The sequence below is a fragment of the Phenylobacterium terrae genome (genome assembly GCF_042681205.1).
Classification (GTDB): Bacteria; Pseudomonadota; Alphaproteobacteria; order Caulobacterales; family Caulobacteraceae; genus Phenylobacterium; species Phenylobacterium terrae.
This window is the reverse complement of the sequence record NZ_JBHUEY010000001.1, coordinates 841,523-857,087: the sequence shown is the minus strand read 5'-3', so window position 1 is coordinate 857,087 and position 15,565 is coordinate 841,523. Positions and strand designations below refer to the sequence as shown.

The following is a 15,565-nucleotide window of genomic DNA, read 5'->3' as shown; positions in this document are numbered from 1 at the left end:
CGGCCCCCGTTTCGGAAGGCGCGCAATATAGCGATGGCGCCTAGCGCGGCAAGCGTCGCCCGTAGGCTGCGGCTAAGTGGCTGGGATCGAAGAGGGATTTGGGCTCGCGGGCGGCCAGGCGCCGCTCCAGGGCGTGGGAATCCGCGATCCAGCGGCGCAGATCGGTGGGCGCAGCGGGGTCGCGGGCGCGGAGGGCTTCGGCGATGGGGCCTAGGCGCCGGGCCGCGCCGGCGAGGCGGGCGCGCTCGCCGGGGAAGGCGGCGTAACGCTCGTCGATGAGGGCCAGGCGGCTGCGGGCGGCCAGGATGAGGAAGGCGGCGGTGTCGGGCTCGCCGCGGCCGGCCATGGCGTCGGCGGCGGCAAAGGCGCGGCGGGCGTCGTCCATGTACCCGGCGAGGCGGACGGGCGCCACGGCCTCGGTGGGGCAGGCAGCGGGGTCCAGGGCGCGGACGTAGGCGACGAGGCCGTCCATCACCGGCTGGGGCGGGGCGCGGCCGTCGAACTCCTCGACGACGAGGCCGTGGGTGAAGGTCTTCAGGGCTGAGGCGTCCGGCGTGCGGGCGACCTTCAGGTCGGCGGCGGGGCCGGAGAGGTCGGGGATGGGCCTGGGGTCGTGGACGCCGTTCCCGCGGCGGGTGCTGAACAGGGAGTGGGTGACGTCGGCCGTGCCGGGCGGGCCGGAGATCCCGGGGAAGGCGAAGTCCGGGTTGCCGCGGCCGGAGCGGTGGCAGGCCTCGCAGGAGAGGCCCGCACGGGCCGCCTGGCCGCCGAGCAGCAGGGGCGTGCGGAAGGCGGCGCGGCCGACTTCGACGGCGAGGGCGGCGTCGGGGTCGGTTGGGCGGGCGAGGCATTCGCTCGGCGCGTAGGCCAGGGCGCGGACCGGGTCGGCGCCGGGCGCGAGCCAGCGGGCGGCGAGGAGGGGCGGGGCCGTCTGGGCGAGGGCGGCGGCCGCTACGGCGAGCCACACGAGAGTGAAAAGACCGCCAAGACCGCCAAGGCGCCGGAGGCGCGCGGTCGCCGCGTCCCATCGGCGATGTGCGGGGAAGGACAGCTTCACGCGGCCTCTTGGCGGTCTTGGCGGTCTTGGCGTTCAAATCCCGGCGAGGGGCGGGGTTGAAGGCGCGGGCTGGCGCCCGCGAGGCCCCCTCCACCACGCTACGCGTGGTCCCCCTCCCCCAGAGGGGGAGGAGAGAGGCGCTTCAACCGTTCGGTTCCCCGCCGGCGGCGATCCAGCGGCGGAGCTCCTCGGCTTCGGGGCAGCCGTAGGCGCAGGCCGCATCGAGCCGGGCGAGGAGGGCCCTTGCGCCGGCCAGGTCGCCGGTCTCGACCTTCAGCTCGCCGTAGTATTCGGTCGCCCCGCGGTGGTCGGGGGCGACGGCGAGGGCCTGGCGGTAGTGGGCCTCGGCGCGGGCGAGGTCCCCCTTCTTGCGCCAGGCGTAGCCCTGATAGGTCAGGATGTCCGGGTGCGGCCCGAAGGCCTCGCGGGCGGCGGCGAGGGCGGCCAGCGCCTCGTCGTAGCGCTTCTCGTTGATCAGGCCGACGGCGGCGACGTAGGCCGCATCGCCCGCCTCCGGCCCGGCGAACAGCATCTGGGGCGCCAGGGCGGCGCTGGGGGCGGCGCCGGCGAGGGCGCCTTCCACCGCCTGGGTGGCGGCCTTCAGCTCGGCGGCCTCCGCGCAGGCGTCGGCGCAGGCGGCGGCCTTGGCCTTAAGCCAGGCGAGCTGTTCCTGGGCCTTGGCGTCCTTCAGGCTGGCCAGAGCGAGCCCCAGCCCCTGGCGGGCGGCGATGCTGTCGGGCTCCAGCCGCACGGCCCGCTCGTAGGCCCGCTTGGCGCCCTTGAAGTCGCCCTGCTGGACGTTGGCCAGGCCCAGCATCCGCCATCCCTCGGCGTTCTTCGGCACGGCGTCGACGACGCGGTCGAAGGCCCGCTCGGCGTCCTTGTACTTCTGGGCGTTGAGGGCCGCGACGCCCTTGGCGTACTCCTCGGCCGGGTCGTACTGCGGGCCCGACACGCTGGGCATGTCGCCGCCGCCCCCGCCGCCGCCGGCCGCCAGCGCCGCGGTCCCCGACAGCGCCGCCGCCGCAGCGCCTGCGATTATCCATGTGCGGAAAGCCACCATCTTGCGCCTCCTCATCCGACGCTTGGGTGAAGGGCGGAGCTTGCCAGAAGAACGCCGTTACGTCACCTGCGCCGGCCGGTGCAAAGCCGGCCTCGAGCGCCTATCTTGGCGGGCGAAATCCCCTCCAGCCGAAGAAGGCCTTCTAGATGCTGTTCGCCCGGAAGATGCTCGAGCTGCCGACGCCCGAAGAGGCCCTGCCGGGCCGCCAGGCCGAGATCCCCACCGCCGAGACCCACTACGTCAACGGCCGGCCGCTGAAGGGGCCCTATCCCGAGGGGCTGGAGCTCGCCCAGTTCGCCATGGGCTGCTTCTGGGGCGTGGAGCGCAAGTTCTGGCAGGTCCCGGGCGTCTGGGTGACGGCGGTCGGCTACGTGGCCGGGATCACGCCCAACCCGACCTACGAGGAGGTCTGCTCGGGCCGCACCGGCCACACCGAGGCGGTGCTGGTGGTCTATGACCCGAAGGTCGTCACCTACGAGGACCTGCTGAAGGTGTTCTGGGAAGGCCACGACCCGACGCAGGGGATGCGCCAGGGGAACGACATCGGCACCCAGTACCGCTCGGGGATCTACGTCTACAACGACGCCCAGGCGAGCGCGGCGGCGGCCAGCAAGGGCGCCTACCAGCAGGCGCTGTCGGCCCAGGGGTATGGTCCGGTCACCACCGAGATCGCCGAGGCGGGGACCTTCTACTTCGCCGAGGACTACCACCAGCAGTACCTGGCCAAGAACCCGAACGGCTACTGCGGCGTCGGCGGCACCGGCGTGACCTGCCCGATCGGCACGGGCGTCGGCGCATGAGCCCTGAGGCCCTGGAGGCCGCCGCCCTGGCGCTGCCCGGCGCCACGCTGTCGATCCAGTGGGGCGACGACAAGGTCTACAAGGTCGGCGGCAAGATGTTCGCCGCCACGGACGGGGCTGGGAGCAACCTCTCCTTCAAGGCCACCGACATCGCCTTCGAGGCCCTGACCGAGAGCGGCCGGGCCCGGCCGGCGCCCTACCTGGCCAAGTCCAAGTGGGTGCGGTTCGACGACGTCTCGGCCCTCGATGAGGCCGAGGTGCAGGACTGGCTCAAGACCGCCCACGCGCTGGTCAGCGCCAAGCTGACGAAGGCGGCGAAGAGGGAGCTGGGGCTGGCCTAGATCCCTTTCCTTTCCCGCAAGCGGGAAAGGAAGCGGAGCCTACTCCAGCAGCCTTCTCAGCTCCGCCACCGCGCGCGAGGCCGGCGACTTGCGCTGGCGCCAGATGAGCAGGGCGACGGCGCCGAGGGTGGCGACGATGAAGGCTTCGGCGCCGAACACCCAGGCTGCGGCCGCGAGGGCGAAGTAGTAGCCGCGCACGCCGGTGTTGAAGCTGGTCAGCGCCGGGTTGAGCAGGCGGGCGGCGGCCTGGCCGTAGGCCTTCTCCAGCGCCTTGTCCTCGGTGTCGGGCGCCGCCCCGATGGCGGCCAGGCAGTAGTTCATCTGCCGGATGGACCAGATGAAGTCGAGCAGCCCCCGGGCCAGCGAGACGATGACCAGCGCCAGCTGGATCTCCAGCATGGTCCGGGTCGAGGTCTCGATCAGCGTCAGGGACGAGACGGCGCGGAAGGTCGCCTCGCCGCCGAACAGCGCGCCGGCCGCCGCTGCGATCAGCAGCAGGTTGGACGAGGCGAAGAAGGAGGCCGAGTTCAGCGCGTTGCTGAGCAGCTGGCCGTCCATGAACCTGTTCTCGCGCCCGGCCATGTTGACCATCCAGGCGGCGCGCACCGCTTGCATGTCGGTGTTGATGGCCCCCTTGCCGCGCGACAGCGCCTTCAGCAGCGGCTCGTAGGCCAGCCAGCAGACGGCGAAGATCGCCAGCGCCGCGATGTCGAGCGCGTCCAGCCTAGTCCTCCAGGATCAGGCTGTGGGTGCGGGTCTCGCGCAGCCTGAAGACGATCAGGAAGGCGATGGCCATGACCACGGAGACGTAGACGAAGAAGCCGGTCTCCATCCCCTGGCGCTTGAACCACAGGGCCAGCATCTCGGCAGTGCCGCCGAAGGTGGCGGTGGCCATGCCGTAGGGCAGGGCGACGCCGAGCGCCCGGACGTTGGTCGGGAAGAGCTCGGCCTTCACCACCGCGCTGATGGAGTTGTAGCCGGAAAGGATCACCACCAGCGCCGAGACCATCAGGAAGGCGGCCACGGCGTCTCCGCTGTTCATGATGCCGGTCATCAGCGGATAGGTGACCAGCGCCCCTCCGCCGAACGCCAGCCCCAGCGTCGGCTTGCGGCCGATGTGGTCGGAGATCCAGCCGTAGATCGGCAGGCTGATCAGATAGAGCACCAGGGAGGCGGCGCTGATCGCCGTGGCGGTGGTGGGCGCAAAGCCCGCCGAGTTGGCCAGGAACTTCGGCATGTAGGTCGTGTAGGTGTAGAAGGCGACGGACCCACCGGCGGTGAAGCCGAAGATCGCCAGGGTCTCCTTCGGATACTTCAGGAACAGCATCATGGTGCGGGCGCGCTCGGCGCCGGCCGCCTTGGCGTTCTCGAACGAGGTGCTCTCGTCGAGCCGGCGGCGGATCCAGAACACCACCACCGCCATCGCGGCGCCGATGAAGAAGGGGATGCGCCAGCCCCAGGACTCCAGCTGGGGTGTGGTGAGGGTGTTCTGCAGGAGGGCCAGGATACCCAGCGCCAGCAGCTGGCCCATCACCATGGTCACGAACTGGAAGCTGGACCAGAAGCCGCGGCGCTGGCGGCCGGCCATCTCGGACAGATAGGTCGCGCTGGCCCCGTACTCGCCGCCGACCGACAGGCCCTGCAGCAGGCGCGCGACGACCAGCATCACCGGCGCGGCGACGCCGATGGTCGCATAGCCGGGCAGGACGGCGATGATGAACGAGCCCAGGCACATCATGCCGACGGCCACCGTCAGCGCGGTGCGCCGGCCCGCCCGGTCGGCGTAGAGGCCCATCAGCCAGGCCCCGACGGGCCGGGCGAAGAAGCCGACGGCGAACACCGCCATGGTCTGCAGCAGCTGGGCGAGCTCGTCGCCCTTGGGGAAGAAGTGCTTGGCGAAATAGACGGCGAAGGCCGAATAGACGAACCAGTCGTACCACTCGACGAGGTTGCCGGAGGACCCGCCCAGGATCGCCCTGAGCCGCTGGCCGGCGGTGATGTTCTTGGAAAATAGGCCCGCCGGCGCCTGGGCTTCGGCGCCCGTTTCGGTCGCTGTCATGGATCCTCCCCGAGGCGTCTCGCCCCAGGGAGGATGCTAGACCGCCTCTACGCCCCGGCGGAAGGGGTCTGGTCGAACCGGACTATATGTTGCCCATCAGGACCAGGATCAGGACGATGACCAGCACCAGTCCGAGCGCGCCCGAGGGGGCGTAGCCCCAGCTGCGCGAATAGCCCCAGCTCGGCAGGGCGCCGATCAGGGCCAGGACCAGCACGATGAGCAGGATCGTGCCCAATGACATGGCGTGTCGCCTCCGTTCGATGACCGCGGGTTCGCGGCCAGCCTGGCTTTGGAACGGGAGCCGACGGTGGAGGTTCCGGCGCTAGTCGGCGGCGTCGGCGGTGTGCAGTCTGGCCTCGCCCCGCCGCACGCCCACCGAATAGAGCACGCCGATGAAGGCGCCCTTGACGAACGGCAGCGCGACCAGGGTCGCCACCGCCAGCGGGATCAGGGTGGCCGGCACGACGATCCACGGCGAGCTCTCCCAGATGAACGGGAAGAGCAGCAGCGGGGCGACCAGCAGGTGGCCGACCAGCAGGATGGTCACGTAGGCCGGGCCGTCGTCGGCCGGATAGGCGTCCAGGTCATGCCCGCAGGCCTCGCAGTTCGGCGTCACCTTCAGGTAGCGCCAGAACAGCTTGCCGTCGCCGCACTTGGGGCAGCGGCCGCGGAAGCCCCGCAGCATCGCAGGGAAGAGGGGGCGAGGAGCGTCGGACATGAGCGCCATATGGCCCGGCGGGCCTGCGAAGGTAAGAGGGAAAAGGTGTCGCGGGCGCCCGCTCAGGGGTTGGTGCGGTGCCGCTCCTGCGGCGTCGGCGCGCCGGTGGCGTCGGTGTCGTTCTCGACGTCGCCCTCGTCGGTGTTCTCGCCCTGCAGGATGTGCGGGTCCTCGCCCGAGATGGTCGTGCCCTTGGACGAGCCGATGCCGGGATTGTCCTCGAGGTCGTCGCGCGGAAGCGTGGTCGGGGTGTGGCCGGACTGCGGGTGCTTGGAGGTGGACATGGGCGGCTCCGGATGGGTGGGGTTCGGTGATCGAACCTGCCCACGCGTCCGCGGTTCCCACACCCCCGCTAGTCGCGGGCGGGAGCACGGTGACAGGTAGCGCCGCCGGCGCAACCAGTCACCGGAGAGCGTCGGTGACTGGTTGGGCGGAAGCCCTACCTGTCACCCATCCCATTCGCGGGGATGAGGTTCAGTTCTTGGTGTCGCGGGCGGTGCCGGCCACCGCGCCGCCGGCGGCTTCGAGGTCGCGGCCGACGCCTTCGACGGTGTTGCAGGCCGCCAGGATCAGGGCGGCGACGGAGAGAAGGATGGCCTTCTTCATGGGTGTGGTCTCCAGAGCGTGTCGCGCCAGGGCAAGGCCCCGCTTGGGCGGATTTAGTCTGAGCCGCCACTTCGTTCAACGCCCGCCAGCCGCTCCAGGCGCTCTGCGATCCGCTTCACGTGGCTGCCCGGCCAGTAGAGCCGCCCGCAGCTCGGACAGGCCCGGAACGGCCCGGCCATGGCCTGGGATTCCGTGGGCATCTGCGCGATCTCGTCGGCCGTCGCGTCCCGCAGGACGGTGTTGTCCATCACGCAGCGGGAGAAGGGCGCCAGCGACCAGTCGATCGGCAGCGCGGCGCTCAGCGTCCGCGCCTCCGCCTCGACGCCAGGGGCGGTGATCAGCACCGAGCCCGGCGCCGTCAGCCGCGCCAGGTCCCGGTCCCGAGTGACCAGGATCCGCCCCTCTTCCCGCGCCAGGTCCCGCAGCGCCCGGTCCGACGCCCCGCCCTCGGCCAGCACCGTGTCGTACCCCGCCGCCCGCAGCAGCCGCGCCAGCCGCACCAGCATCTCGTCGCAGAGGAAGCGCATGAGGTGAGGAACGCGCGAGGGCGCTCTTTCCTCCCCCATTCATGGGGGGGGACCAGCCGAAGGCTGGTGGAGGGGGCAGGCCGCGAGCACGGTGGATGGGGCTTGCCCTCTCCACCACCCGCTCTCCGCTTCGCTCGGCGTGCTAGTCCGCATCCATCTTGAGGGCGGCGATGAAGGCTTCCTGCGGGATCTCCACCTTGCCGAACTGGCGCATCCGCTTCTTGCCCTCCTTCTGCTTGTCGAGGAGCTTGCGCTTGCGGCTGGCGTCGCCGCCGTAGCACTTGGCGGTCACGTCCTTGCGCAGCGCCCGGACGGTCTCGCGGGCGATGATCCGGCCGCCGATGGCCGCCTGGATGGGGATCTGGAACATGTGCGGCGGGATGAGGTCCTTCATCCGCTCGACCATGCCCCGCCCGCGGGTCTCCGCCCGGTCGCGGTGCACCAGCATCGAGAGGGCGTCCACCGGCTCGCCGTTGACCAGCATGGACATCTTCACGAGGTCGCCCTCGCGGTAGCCCTCGATGGCGTAGTCGAAGGAGGCGTAGCCCTTCGAGATCGACTTCAGCCGATCGTAGAAGTCGAACACCACCTCGTTCAGCGGCAGGTCGTAGACCACCATCGCCCGCGTGCCGACGTAGGACAGCTCGCGCTGCACGCCGCGGCGGTCCTGGCACAGCTTGATGATCGAGCCGAGGTATTCGTCCGGCGTGAAGATGGTCGCCTTGATCCAGGGTTCGGAGATGGACTCGATCCGCACCGGGTCCGGCAGGTCGGCCGGATTGTGCAGCTCGATCTCCTCGCCGTTGGTCAGCTTGACCTTGTAAACGACGCTGGGCGCCGTCGCGATCAGGTCGAGGTCGAACTCGCGGCTGAGCCGCTCCTGGATGATCTCCAGGTGGAGCAGGCCTAAGAACCCGCAGCGGAAGCCGAAGCCGAGGGCGGCGCTGGTCTCCATCTCGTAGGTGAAGGAGGCGTCGTTCAGGCGCAGCCGGCCGATGGCGGCGCGCAGGTCCTCGAAGTCGGCGGCGTCGACCGGGAAGAGGCCGCAGAACACCACCGGCTGGACCTCGCGGAAGCCGGGCAAGGCGGCCTCGGCCTGGCGCTTCTCGTCGGTGATGGTGTCGCCGACGGCGGCGTGGGCCACTTCCTTGATCTGGGCGGTGATGTAGCCGATCTCGCCCGGGCCGAGCTCGCCGGTCTCGGTCTGCTTGGGGCGGAAGACGCCGATCCGGTCGACCTGGTAGGTCGCGCCCTGCTGCATCATGCGGATGCGCTGGCCGGCCTTCATCACCCCGTCGATCACCCGCACCAGCACGACGACGCCCAGGTACGGGTCGTACCAGGCGTCCACCAGCAGGGCCTTCAGCGGGGCGTCCCGGTCGCCCTTGGGCGGGGGCAGGCGGGTGACCACCGCCTCCAGCACCTCGCGGATGCCGACGCCGGTCTTGGCCGAACACTCGACGGCGTCGGAGGCGTCCAGGCCGATCACGTCCTCGATCTGCTGGCGCACCCGGTCGGGCTCTGCGGCCGGCAGGTCGATCTTGTTCAGCACCGGCACGATCTCGTGGCCGTTGTCGATCGCCTGATAGACGTTGGCCAGGGTTTGGGCCTCGACCCCCTGGGAGGCGTCGACCACCAGGATCGAGCCCTCGCAGGCGGCCAGGCTGCGGGAGACCTCGTAGGCGAAGTCCACGTGGCCGGGGGTGTCCATCAGGTTGAGGACGTACTCCTCCCCGTCGGCGGCCTTGTAGTGCAGCCGCACGGTCTGGGCCTTGATGGTGATCCCCCGCTCGCGCTCGATGTCCATGTTGTCGAGCACCTGCTCGGTCATCTCGCGCTGGGTCAGCGCGCCGGTCTCCTGGATCAGCCGGTCGGACAGGGTCGATTTGCCGTGGTCGATGTGGGCCACGATGGAAAAGTTGCGGATGCGCGAGAGCGGCGTCGTCATGGGCGGGGGCTCTATCACATTCACGCCATCGAACCAGGGCGCGTGAAGCCGCGGCGTTATGCTTAATCGCGCATTAACGGGCCGGGCAGCAAACCTCTCCGCCTATAGGCAAGGGACGGCCGCAGTCGTTCAAGGAGAGGTTCTCATGGACCGTCGCACCCTCATCACCGCCGGTCTGGCCATGGTCGGGCTGTCCGCCTGCGCGACCCAGCCGGTGCAGCGCCCGGCGCCGGACTTCTCGCACCAGGAGCCGCCGCCTGCGCCGGGCCCGGAACCGCAGCAGCGGGCGCGCACCTACACCCAGGACGAGATCGTCACCGGCGTCTCCGACTTCCTGGGCGTCACGGCCGAGGCGGCCGGCGGGGCCATCGAGCGGATCTTCGGCCAGTATGGCCAGCCCACCGGCTACATCGCCGGCGAGGAGGCCTCGGGCGCGGTGACCGTGGGCGCCCGCTACGGGCGGGGCCTGCTGTACATGAAGGACAAGGAGCCGGTGGAGGTCTTCTGGCAGGGCCCCAGCGTCGGCTTCGACCTGGGCGGCAACGCCAGCCGCGTCTTCACCCTGGTCTACAACCTCCACTACCCGGACGCGATCTACCAGCGCTTCCCGGGCGTCGAGGGCTCGGCCTATTTCGTCGGCGGGTTGGGGGTGAACTACCAGCGGGCCAGCGACATCACCCTGGCGCCCATCCGCGCCGGCGTCGGCTTCCGCCTGGGCGCCAACGTCGGCTACCTGGCCTACACGCGACAACGGAACATCCTGCCGTTCTAGGGGGATGGGTGACAGGTAGGGCCGTTCCGGCCCAACCAGTCACCAAGGGCCGCCGGTGACTGGTTGGGCGCGAGCCCTACCTATCACCTCTCACGAGCCTCAGTCCTCCTCCGCCTCCTCCTCGTCGCCTTCCGGCTTGTCGAGCACCTGGAAGCTCTCGTGGAACCGCTTGAGAGCGGCGACGGAGGCGTGCACCCGCTGGGTGGCGGCCTGGGCGTCGCCCTGGCCGCCGGCGATCACGGCGAGGTTGGTGCTGGCGATGGCGTCGGCGAGCGCCCGCAGGCACGCCTTCAGCGCGACAAGGTCCTCGGCCTCGCCGCCGTCTTCCCCGTCGTCGCCGCCGTCTTCGATGAAGTCCGAAATGTCCACCACGGCGGGCCTCCTTGCGCTCTGGGCCCGCATATAACGCCTAGACCGGATAGGCGCGAACCTGCCGCTCGGGCGTGTCGAAGACGCCGCGGCCGGGCACGTGGTTGATCTCCAGGCGCACGCCGTCCGGGTCCTCGAACAGGATGGAATAGTAGCCCGGCGCATAGGCGTCGTCCTGCGGGCCATGGACGATCCGGGCGCCGATCTCCTGCAGGAAGGCGTGGGCCTCGTCGATGTGCGCGCGCTCCCGGGCGCGGAAACAGACGTGGTGCAGGCCCACCCGGTTCTGCACGAACCGCTCGCCCGCATGCTGCGGCGCCGGCCGCTGGACCGCAAAGCCGGTGCGCCCGCCGACGCAGTAGTAGACGTTGTCGTTGTCCAGCACCGGCGTCAGGCCGAGGAACGGCAGCAGCTTTTCGTAGAAGGCCTTGGACGCGGGAAAGTCGCCTGCCGTCACGAACAGGTGGGCGATGCCGTTGATCTCCATCGCGGGGGCTCCTTGCTGCTCGGACGAGAAGGCCAGCTTCACCGCGAGGGAAGTCAAGGACACCAGACCTCTCCCCGCCATGCGGGGAGAGGGTAGGGTGAGGGGGCCCGGAGCGCAGCGCAGGGCCTCAGGCGGCGGGGCGGCGCAGGCGCCAGCGCCCCCCTCACCCAACCCTCTCCCCCCGCATTGCGGGGGGAGAGGCCTTCAGGTGCGCAGCTTCGCCCCGACCGCCTTCTCCGCTGCGGCCACGATCCGGGCGGACAGGGCCTCGATCTCGGCGTCGGTGAGGGTCTTCTCGCGCGGGGCGAGGACGACCTCGACGGCGAGGGACTTGGCGCCTTCGGCCACGCCCTTGCCCTGGTAGACGTCGAACACCCGGGCCTCGGCGATCAGCGCCTTGTCGGCGCCGGCCACGGCCTTGACGAGGTCGCCGGCGGGGGTGGCCGCATCGACCACGAAGGCGAAGTCGCGGCGGACCGGCATCAGCGGGCTGAGCGCCAGGGCGGGCCTGGTCTTGGTCGGCTTCTTCTTCGGCTCGGGGATGGCTTCGACATTCACCTCGAAGCCGTAGAGCGGCCCCTCCACGTCCAGCGCCTTGAGGATGCGCGGGTGGATCTCGCCGAACTCGGCGATCACGGTCTTGGGGCCGAGCTGCAGGCGGGCCGAGCGGCCGGGGTGGAACCAGTCCGAGGCCTGGCCCTGGGCGATCTGCAGCGGCGGGGCGCCGGCCTCGTCCAGCAGCTTCGTCAGGTCGGCCTTCAGCGCGAACAGCGGGTCCTCGGGCGCGCCCGCCCAGTGCTTCGGCGGGTTGGGCGCGAGCAGGGCCGCCACGGCCGTCGACTGGTCGGCCGGCTGGTCCCCCCGATAGATCGGCCCCACCTCGAACAGCGCCGCGTCCGGATAGCCGCGCCGGGCGTTGCGGCCCGCCGCCTCGATCAGGTTCGGCAGGATGGAGGGGCGCATGCAGTCCAGGTCCGAGGCGATCGGGTTGGTGATCACCAGCTCCGGCTGGCCGCCGCCGAACATCGCCGCCCACTCCTTGCGCATGAAGCTCCAGGTGATGGTCTCGGCGTAGCCCAGGGCCGCCATGGCCCGGCGGGCGGCGCGGATGCGGGCCTGGCGCGGGGTGAGCGCGCCGCCGATCGGCGGGGAGACCTCGGGCAGCGGCTCTACCGGCAGGGCGGCGAAGCCCTCGATGCGGGCCACCTCCTCGACGAGGTCGGCCTTGCCCTCCACGTCGCGCCGCCAGCTGGGCGGCGTAACCTCGGTCGCGGCGACCTTGAAGCCGAGCCTGGTCAGGATCTCGTCCACCCGGGCCGGCGGCACATCGAGGCCGGAGAGCTTCTTCACGTACGACCGGTCGAACGGGATCGGGCCCGGGGCGGCCGGCGCCTCGCCGGCGACGACCACCTCCGAGGGCTCGCCCCCGCAGAGCTCCAGCACCAGCTTCGTCGCCAGCTCCAGGGCCGGGAGGGTCGAGTGCGGGTCGATGCCGCGGGCGAAGCGGTACTGGGCGTCGGAGTTGATGCCGAGGCTCCGGCCGGTCTGGGCCGTACGGATCGGGTCGAACCAGGCGCTCTCGATGAAGACGTCGGTGGTGGTCTCGGAGACGCCGGTGGCCTCGCCGCCCATGACCCCGCCCAGGCCCACCGGCCCCGAGGCGTCGGCGATCACGCAGACGTCGGGGGTGACCGCATAGGTCTTGCCGTCCAGCGCCTCGACGCTTTCGCCCTCGCGGCCAAGGCGGGCCTCCAGGAAGCCGCCGGAGAGCTTGGCCGCATCGTAGACGTGCAGCGGCTTGGCCCGGTCGAAGGAGATCAGGTTGGTGATGTCCACCAGGGCGCTGATCGGCCGAAGGCCGATGCTGGTCAGCCGCTGCTGCAGCCAGGCCGGCGAAGGCCCGTTCTTCACGCCGCGGATCAGCCGGCCGGCGAACACCGGGCAGGCGCCAGAGCCGTCCACCTTCACGTCGATGGGCGAGGGGAACTTGCCGGGGACCGGCGCCACCTTCTGGTCCTTGAAGGTCCCCACGCCGGCGGCGGCGAGGTCGCGGGCGATGCCCTGGACGCCCAGCCAGTCGGGCCGGTTGGGGGTGACCTCGAAGTCGATCACGGCCTCCAGGCCGAGCGCCTCGGTCGCCGGCGCGCCGACGGCCAGGTCGTCCGGCAGCTCCATGATGCCGTTGGACTCCTCGGCGACCTCCAGTTCGGCGGCCGAGCAGAGCATGCCGTTGGAGACGACGCCGCGGACGGGACGCGCCTCCAACGTGATGCCGGAGCCGGGCACATAGGCGCCGAGCGGGGCGTAGATGGTGGTCAGGCCCGGCCGGGCGTTGGGCGCGCCGCAGACGATCTCCTTGCGGCCGTCCTTGGTGTCCACCTGGCAGACGCGCAGGCGGTCGGCGTTGGGGTGCTGCACGGCCTCGACGATCTTGGCGACCGAGAAGGCGGCGAGCTTGGAGGCGGGATCCTCCACGTGCTCGACCTCCAGGCCGGCCATGGTCATCGCCTCGACGACCTCGGCGGCGCTGGCGTTCGTCTCCAGGTGGTCCCGGAGCCAGGAGAGGGTGAACTTCATCGGGCGTCTCCGCCGTCGAGGATTTGAACCAGCCGGAAGCGCTCGCAGTAGAGCAGCATGTCCGGCGCGAATTGATCGTTGCGGCGGAAGTAGAGCTCGTGCTCGCGCCGCCAGGAGGCGAGGCTGCGATCGTCCTCCCCCTCCTCGAAGGCGAACGCGGCGTCCACTTCACCGAACCGGCGCTGGGTGAGCTCCACGGTTTCCGTCACACAGCGCGGGCGGCCGGCGCCGTCCTTCACGAGCCAGCGCTTGCCGACCTCAGTGCCCTTCGGGCCCTCGACCGCAGCCCAGCAGGTGGCGGTCTTCTTCCCCGAAAGCACCAGCGCCAGCAGTTCGTCCGCCAGCTCGGGGCCGTCGCCGAAGGCGAAGCTGTCGAGGCCCTCGACGTCGATCGCCGCCGCCATCAGCTCAGCCCCGTCGCCGGGCTCGGAGCCGCGAAGGCCGAGAAGCCGTAGTGGGCGAGCCAGCGGACGTCCGAGGCGAACATGTCGCGCAGGTCCGGCATGCCGTACTTCAGCGCGCCCAGGCGGTCGACGCCGAGGCCGAAGGCGAAGCCCTGCCATTCGTCGGGATCGAGGCCGCAGTTCCGCAGGACGTTGGGATGCACCATCCCGCAGCCGAGGATCTCCAGCCAGTCCGTCCCCTGGCCGATCTTGATCTCGGCGCCCGAGCGGTCGCAGCGCACGTCCATCTCCGCGGAGGGCTCGGTGAAGGGGAAGTGGTGCGGCCGGAAGCGGGTCTCGACCACCGGCGTCTCGAAGTAGCGCGCGATGAAGGTGTCGAGCGTCCACTTCAGGTGGCCCATGTGGATGCCCCGGTCGATCACCAGGCCTTCCAGCTGGTGGAACATGGGCGTGTGGGTCTGGTCGGAGTCCTTGCGGAAGGTGCGGCCCGGCACGATGACGCGGATCGGCGGCTCCTGGCCGACGGCGATCCAGGAGGGCGGCTTCTCATTCGTCTTCTGCATCACCCGCACCTGCACGGGGCTGGTGTGGGTGCGCAGCACCTTGCGGGTCCCATCGGGGCCTTCGGGCAGGAAGAAGGTGTCGTGCATCTCCCGCGCCGGGTGCTTGGGCGGGAAGTTGAGGGCCGTGAAGTTGTGGAAGTCGTCCTCGATGTCCGGCCCCTCGGCCAGGGCGAAGCCCATGTCGGCGAAGATGGCGATCATCTCGTCCATCACCTGCATGGTGGGGTGGACGGAGCCCTTGCGCCTGGGCGGGGCGGGCAGGGTCAGGTCCACGCGCTCGGAGGCGAGGCGGGCGTCGAGCTCGGCGGCCTCGAGGGCGGCCTTGCGCTCGGCGATCAGGGCGGCGATCCGGTCGCGCAGGCCGTTGATCTTCGGTCCCTGCTCGCGGCGCTCGTCGGGGCTCATCTTGCCGAGCGTCTTGAGGAGTTCGGAGATCTGCCCGGACTTGCCGAGCGCCTCGATGCGCACGGCCTCCAGGGCGGCGCCGTCGGACGCCTCGTCGATGCGGGCCGAGATGTCGGCTTCCAGTTGGGTCAGGTCGGTCATGGGTTGGCTCGTTTAGCGGAAAGCGGGCCATGAAAAAGCCCTCCGACGCGCCGCCGGAGGGCCCTTTCAAAACCGGGGGGAGCTGGGAAGCTCCCACGATCTCTTAGGCCAGCGCGGCGCGCACCTTGTCGGCGATGGCCTTGAAACCGACGGGGTCGTTGCCCGCGATGTCCGCGAGGACCTTGCGGTCGATCTCGATCCCGGCCCGTTCCAGGCCGTGGATAAATCGGGCGTAGGTCATGCCCTCGAGACGGGCCGCGGCGTTGATGCGCTGGATCCAGAGCGAGCGGAAGTTGCGCTTGCGGACCTTACGGTCGCGGTAGGCGTACTGGCCGGCCCGGTCCACCGCGGCCTTGGCGGCGCGGATGGTGTTCTTGCGGCGGCCGTAGAAGCCCTTGGCTTGCTCCAGGACCTTCTTGTGCTTGGCGTGGGCGACAACGCCCCTTTTCACGCGTGCCATGTGCGATCAGCTCCCGCTCTTAAAGGCCGTACGGCAGGTAGGTCTTGATGATCTTGGCGTCGGCCTCGGTCATCACCTTGGTGCCGCGTTGCTGGCGGATGTACTTGCCGTTGTGGCTGATCAGCCGGTGGCGCTTGCCCGCGACGCCGGCCTTCAGCTTGCCGGTCGCAGTCATCTTGAAGCGCTTTTTGGCGCCTGACTTCGTCTTCAGTTTCGGCATTTCTCTGCGAGGCCGAAGCCCCGTCCTCTGGCGTATTGACGAGCCGCC

At 70.5% G+C, this 15,565-nt stretch carries 20 protein-coding genes; 3 read left to right on the top strand and 17 right to left on the bottom strand.

Annotation, left to right across the window (positions count from 1 at the left end):
• Nucleotides 1–40: 40 nt before the first annotated feature.
• Complete coding sequence (locus ACFSC0_RS04290) at nt 41–967, bottom strand: hypothetical protein (RefSeq protein WP_377280346.1); 927 nt, start codon at nt 965–967, stop codon at nt 41–43.
• A 232-nt stretch (nt 968–1,199) separates the two neighbouring features.
• Nucleotides 1,200–2,120, bottom strand: a complete 921-nt coding sequence (locus ACFSC0_RS04285; RefSeq protein WP_377280347.1) for a tetratricopeptide repeat protein — start codon at nt 2,118–2,120, stop codon at nt 1,200–1,202.
• Nucleotides 2,121–2,266: 146 nt separating this feature from the next.
• Between ACFSC0_RS04285 and msrA the strand changes: the two genes are divergently transcribed.
• A complete protein-coding gene (msrA, locus tag ACFSC0_RS04280; RefSeq protein WP_377280348.1) occupies nt 2,267–2,920 on the top strand; it encodes a peptide-methionine (S)-S-oxide reductase MsrA in 654 nt (217 codons plus the stop codon).
• A complete protein-coding gene (locus ACFSC0_RS04275) occupies nt 2,917–3,261 on the top strand; it encodes an MmcQ/YjbR family DNA-binding protein (protein ID WP_377280349.1) in 345 nt (114 codons plus the stop codon). Before msrA ends, ACFSC0_RS04275 begins: the two co-directional genes overlap by 4 nt.
• Before the next feature lie 39 nt (nt 3,262–3,300).
• On the opposite strand, the gene ACFSC0_RS04270 is transcribed toward ACFSC0_RS04275, so the two are convergent.
• The 8 genes from ACFSC0_RS04270 to lepA form a co-directional block, all read right to left on the bottom strand.
• Nucleotides 3,301–3,954 (bottom strand): DUF599 domain-containing protein, encoded by a 654-nt coding sequence (locus ACFSC0_RS04270; protein ID WP_377355172.1) that lies wholly within the window; start codon nt 3,952–3,954, stop codon nt 3,301–3,303.
• A 31-nt stretch (nt 3,955–3,985) separates the two neighbouring features.
• Nucleotides 3,986–5,320 (bottom strand): MFS transporter, encoded by a 1,335-nt coding sequence (locus ACFSC0_RS04265; RefSeq protein ID WP_377280350.1) that lies wholly within the window; start codon nt 5,318–5,320, stop codon nt 3,986–3,988.
• Between the two features lie 82 nt (nt 5,321–5,402).
• Nucleotides 5,403–5,561: a DUF3309 family protein gene (locus ACFSC0_RS04260; protein WP_377280351.1), complete on the bottom strand. Its 159-nt coding sequence runs from the start codon at nt 5,559–5,561 to the stop codon at nt 5,403–5,405.
• Between the two features lie 81 nt (nt 5,562–5,642).
• The gene (locus ACFSC0_RS04255) at nt 5,643–6,038 is read right to left on the bottom strand and encodes a DUF983 domain-containing protein (protein ID WP_377280352.1); all 396 of its coding nucleotides are present in this window, start codon (nt 6,036–6,038) and stop codon (nt 5,643–5,645) included.
• 62 nt (nt 6,039–6,100) lie between these two features.
• On the bottom strand, nt 6,101–6,322 hold the full coding sequence (locus ACFSC0_RS04250; RefSeq protein WP_377280353.1) for a hypothetical protein: 222 nt from the start codon (nt 6,320–6,322) through the stop codon (nt 6,101–6,103).
• A 190-nt stretch (nt 6,323–6,512) separates the two neighbouring features.
• Nucleotides 6,513–6,644 carry an entericidin A/B family lipoprotein gene (locus ACFSC0_RS04245; protein WP_377280354.1) on the bottom strand — a complete coding sequence of 44 codons (132 nt, stop codon included), beginning with the start codon at nt 6,642–6,644 and terminating at the stop codon, nt 6,513–6,515.
• A gap of 53 nt (nt 6,645–6,697) precedes the next feature.
• A complete protein-coding gene (locus ACFSC0_RS04240) occupies nt 6,698–7,171 on the bottom strand; it encodes a DUF5615 family PIN-like protein (RefSeq protein WP_377280355.1) in 474 nt (157 codons plus the stop codon).
• Between the two features lie 142 nt (nt 7,172–7,313).
• Complete coding sequence (gene lepA, locus ACFSC0_RS04235; protein WP_377280356.1) at nt 7,314–9,119, bottom strand: translation elongation factor 4; 1,806 nt, start codon at nt 9,117–9,119, stop codon at nt 7,314–7,316.
• A 145-nt stretch (nt 9,120–9,264) separates the two neighbouring features.
• Here lepA and ACFSC0_RS04230 point away from each other — a divergent pair, with 145 nt between their 5' ends.
• On the top strand, nt 9,265–9,891 hold the full coding sequence (locus ACFSC0_RS04230; protein WP_377280357.1) for a DUF1134 domain-containing protein: 627 nt from the start codon (nt 9,265–9,267) through the stop codon (nt 9,889–9,891).
• A gap of 99 nt (nt 9,892–9,990) precedes the next feature.
• On the opposite strand, the gene ACFSC0_RS04225 is transcribed toward ACFSC0_RS04230, so the two are convergent.
• The 7 genes from ACFSC0_RS04225 to rpmI form a co-directional block, all read right to left on the bottom strand.
• Nucleotides 9,991–10,263: a hypothetical protein gene (locus tag ACFSC0_RS04225; protein ID WP_377280358.1), complete on the bottom strand. Its 273-nt coding sequence runs from the start codon at nt 10,261–10,263 to the stop codon at nt 9,991–9,993.
• 37 nt (nt 10,264–10,300) lie between these two features.
• Nucleotides 10,301–10,810, bottom strand: a complete 510-nt coding sequence (locus tag ACFSC0_RS04220) for a VOC family protein (RefSeq protein WP_377280359.1) — start codon at nt 10,808–10,810, stop codon at nt 10,301–10,303.
• 141 nt (nt 10,811–10,951) lie between these two features.
• Complete coding sequence (pheT, locus tag ACFSC0_RS04215; protein ID WP_377280360.1) at nt 10,952–13,324, bottom strand: phenylalanine--tRNA ligase subunit beta; 2,373 nt, start codon at nt 13,322–13,324, stop codon at nt 10,952–10,954.
• Nucleotides 13,321–13,728, bottom strand: a complete 408-nt coding sequence (locus ACFSC0_RS04210; RefSeq protein WP_377280361.1) for an ASCH domain-containing protein — start codon at nt 13,726–13,728, stop codon at nt 13,321–13,323. The genes pheT and ACFSC0_RS04210 overlap by 4 nt, the downstream gene beginning before the upstream one ends.
• The gene (pheS, locus tag ACFSC0_RS04205; protein WP_377280362.1) at nt 13,728–14,837 is read right to left on the bottom strand and encodes a phenylalanine--tRNA ligase subunit alpha; all 1,110 of its coding nucleotides are present in this window, start codon (nt 14,835–14,837) and stop codon (nt 13,728–13,730) included. Before pheS ends, ACFSC0_RS04210 begins: the two co-directional genes overlap by 1 nt.
• Nucleotides 14,838–14,940: 103 nt before the next feature.
• Nucleotides 14,941–15,297 (bottom strand): 50S ribosomal protein L20, encoded by a 357-nt coding sequence (rplT, locus tag ACFSC0_RS04200; RefSeq protein ID WP_377280363.1) that lies wholly within the window; start codon nt 15,295–15,297, stop codon nt 14,941–14,943.
• Nucleotides 15,298–15,316: 19 nt separating this feature from the next.
• Complete coding sequence (gene rpmI / locus ACFSC0_RS04195; protein ID WP_377280364.1) at nt 15,317–15,517, bottom strand: 50S ribosomal protein L35; 201 nt, start codon at nt 15,515–15,517, stop codon at nt 15,317–15,319.
• Nucleotides 15,518–15,565 lie beyond the last annotated feature (48 nt).

Excerpts from the sequence above, each read along its gene's own strand:
- ACFSC0_RS04285 (WP_377280347.1), bottom strand. The coding sequence starts at position 2,120 with ATGGTGGCTTTCCGCACATGGATAATCGCAGGCGCTGCGGCGGCGGCG.
- msrA (WP_377280348.1), top strand. The coding sequence starts at position 2,267 with ATGCTGTTCGCCCGGAAGATGCTCGAGCTGCCGACGCCCGAAGAGGCC.
- ACFSC0_RS04275 (WP_377280349.1), top strand. The coding sequence starts at position 2,917 with ATGAGCCCTGAGGCCCTGGAGGCCGCCGCCCTGGCGCTGCCCGGCGCC.
- ACFSC0_RS04265 (WP_377280350.1), bottom strand. The coding sequence starts at position 5,320 with ATGACAGCGACCGAAACGGGCGCCGAAGCCCAGGCGCCGGCGGGCCTA.
- ACFSC0_RS04260 (WP_377280351.1), bottom strand. The coding sequence starts at position 5,561 with ATGTCATTGGGCACGATCCTGCTCATCGTGCTGGTCCTGGCCCTGATC.
- ACFSC0_RS04255 (WP_377280352.1), bottom strand. The coding sequence starts at position 6,038 with ATGTCCGACGCTCCTCGCCCCCTCTTCCCTGCGATGCTGCGGGGCTTC.
- ACFSC0_RS04250 (WP_377280353.1), bottom strand. The coding sequence starts at position 6,322 with ATGTCCACCTCCAAGCACCCGCAGTCCGGCCACACCCCGACCACGCTT.
- ACFSC0_RS04245 (WP_377280354.1), bottom strand. The coding sequence starts at position 6,644 with ATGAAGAAGGCCATCCTTCTCTCCGTCGCCGCCCTGATCCTGGCGGCC.
- ACFSC0_RS04240 (WP_377280355.1), bottom strand. The coding sequence starts at position 7,171 with ATGCGCTTCCTCTGCGACGAGATGCTGGTGCGGCTGGCGCGGCTGCTG.
- lepA (WP_377280356.1), bottom strand. The coding sequence starts at position 9,119 with ATGACGACGCCGCTCTCGCGCATCCGCAACTTTTCCATCGTGGCCCAC.
- ACFSC0_RS04230 (WP_377280357.1), top strand. The coding sequence starts at position 9,265 with ATGGACCGTCGCACCCTCATCACCGCCGGTCTGGCCATGGTCGGGCTG.
- pheT (WP_377280360.1), bottom strand. The coding sequence starts at position 13,324 with ATGAAGTTCACCCTCTCCTGGCTCCGGGACCACCTGGAGACGAACGCC.
- ACFSC0_RS04210 (WP_377280361.1), bottom strand. The coding sequence starts at position 13,728 with ATGGCGGCGGCGATCGACGTCGAGGGCCTCGACAGCTTCGCCTTCGGC.
- pheS (WP_377280362.1), bottom strand. The coding sequence starts at position 14,837 with ATGACCGACCTGACCCAACTGGAAGCCGACATCTCGGCCCGCATCGAC.
- rplT (WP_377280363.1), bottom strand. The coding sequence starts at position 15,297 with ATGGCACGCGTGAAAAGGGGCGTTGTCGCCCACGCCAAGCACAAGAAG.
- rpmI (WP_377280364.1), bottom strand. The coding sequence starts at position 15,517 with ATGCCGAAACTGAAGACGAAGTCAGGCGCCAAAAAGCGCTTCAAGATG.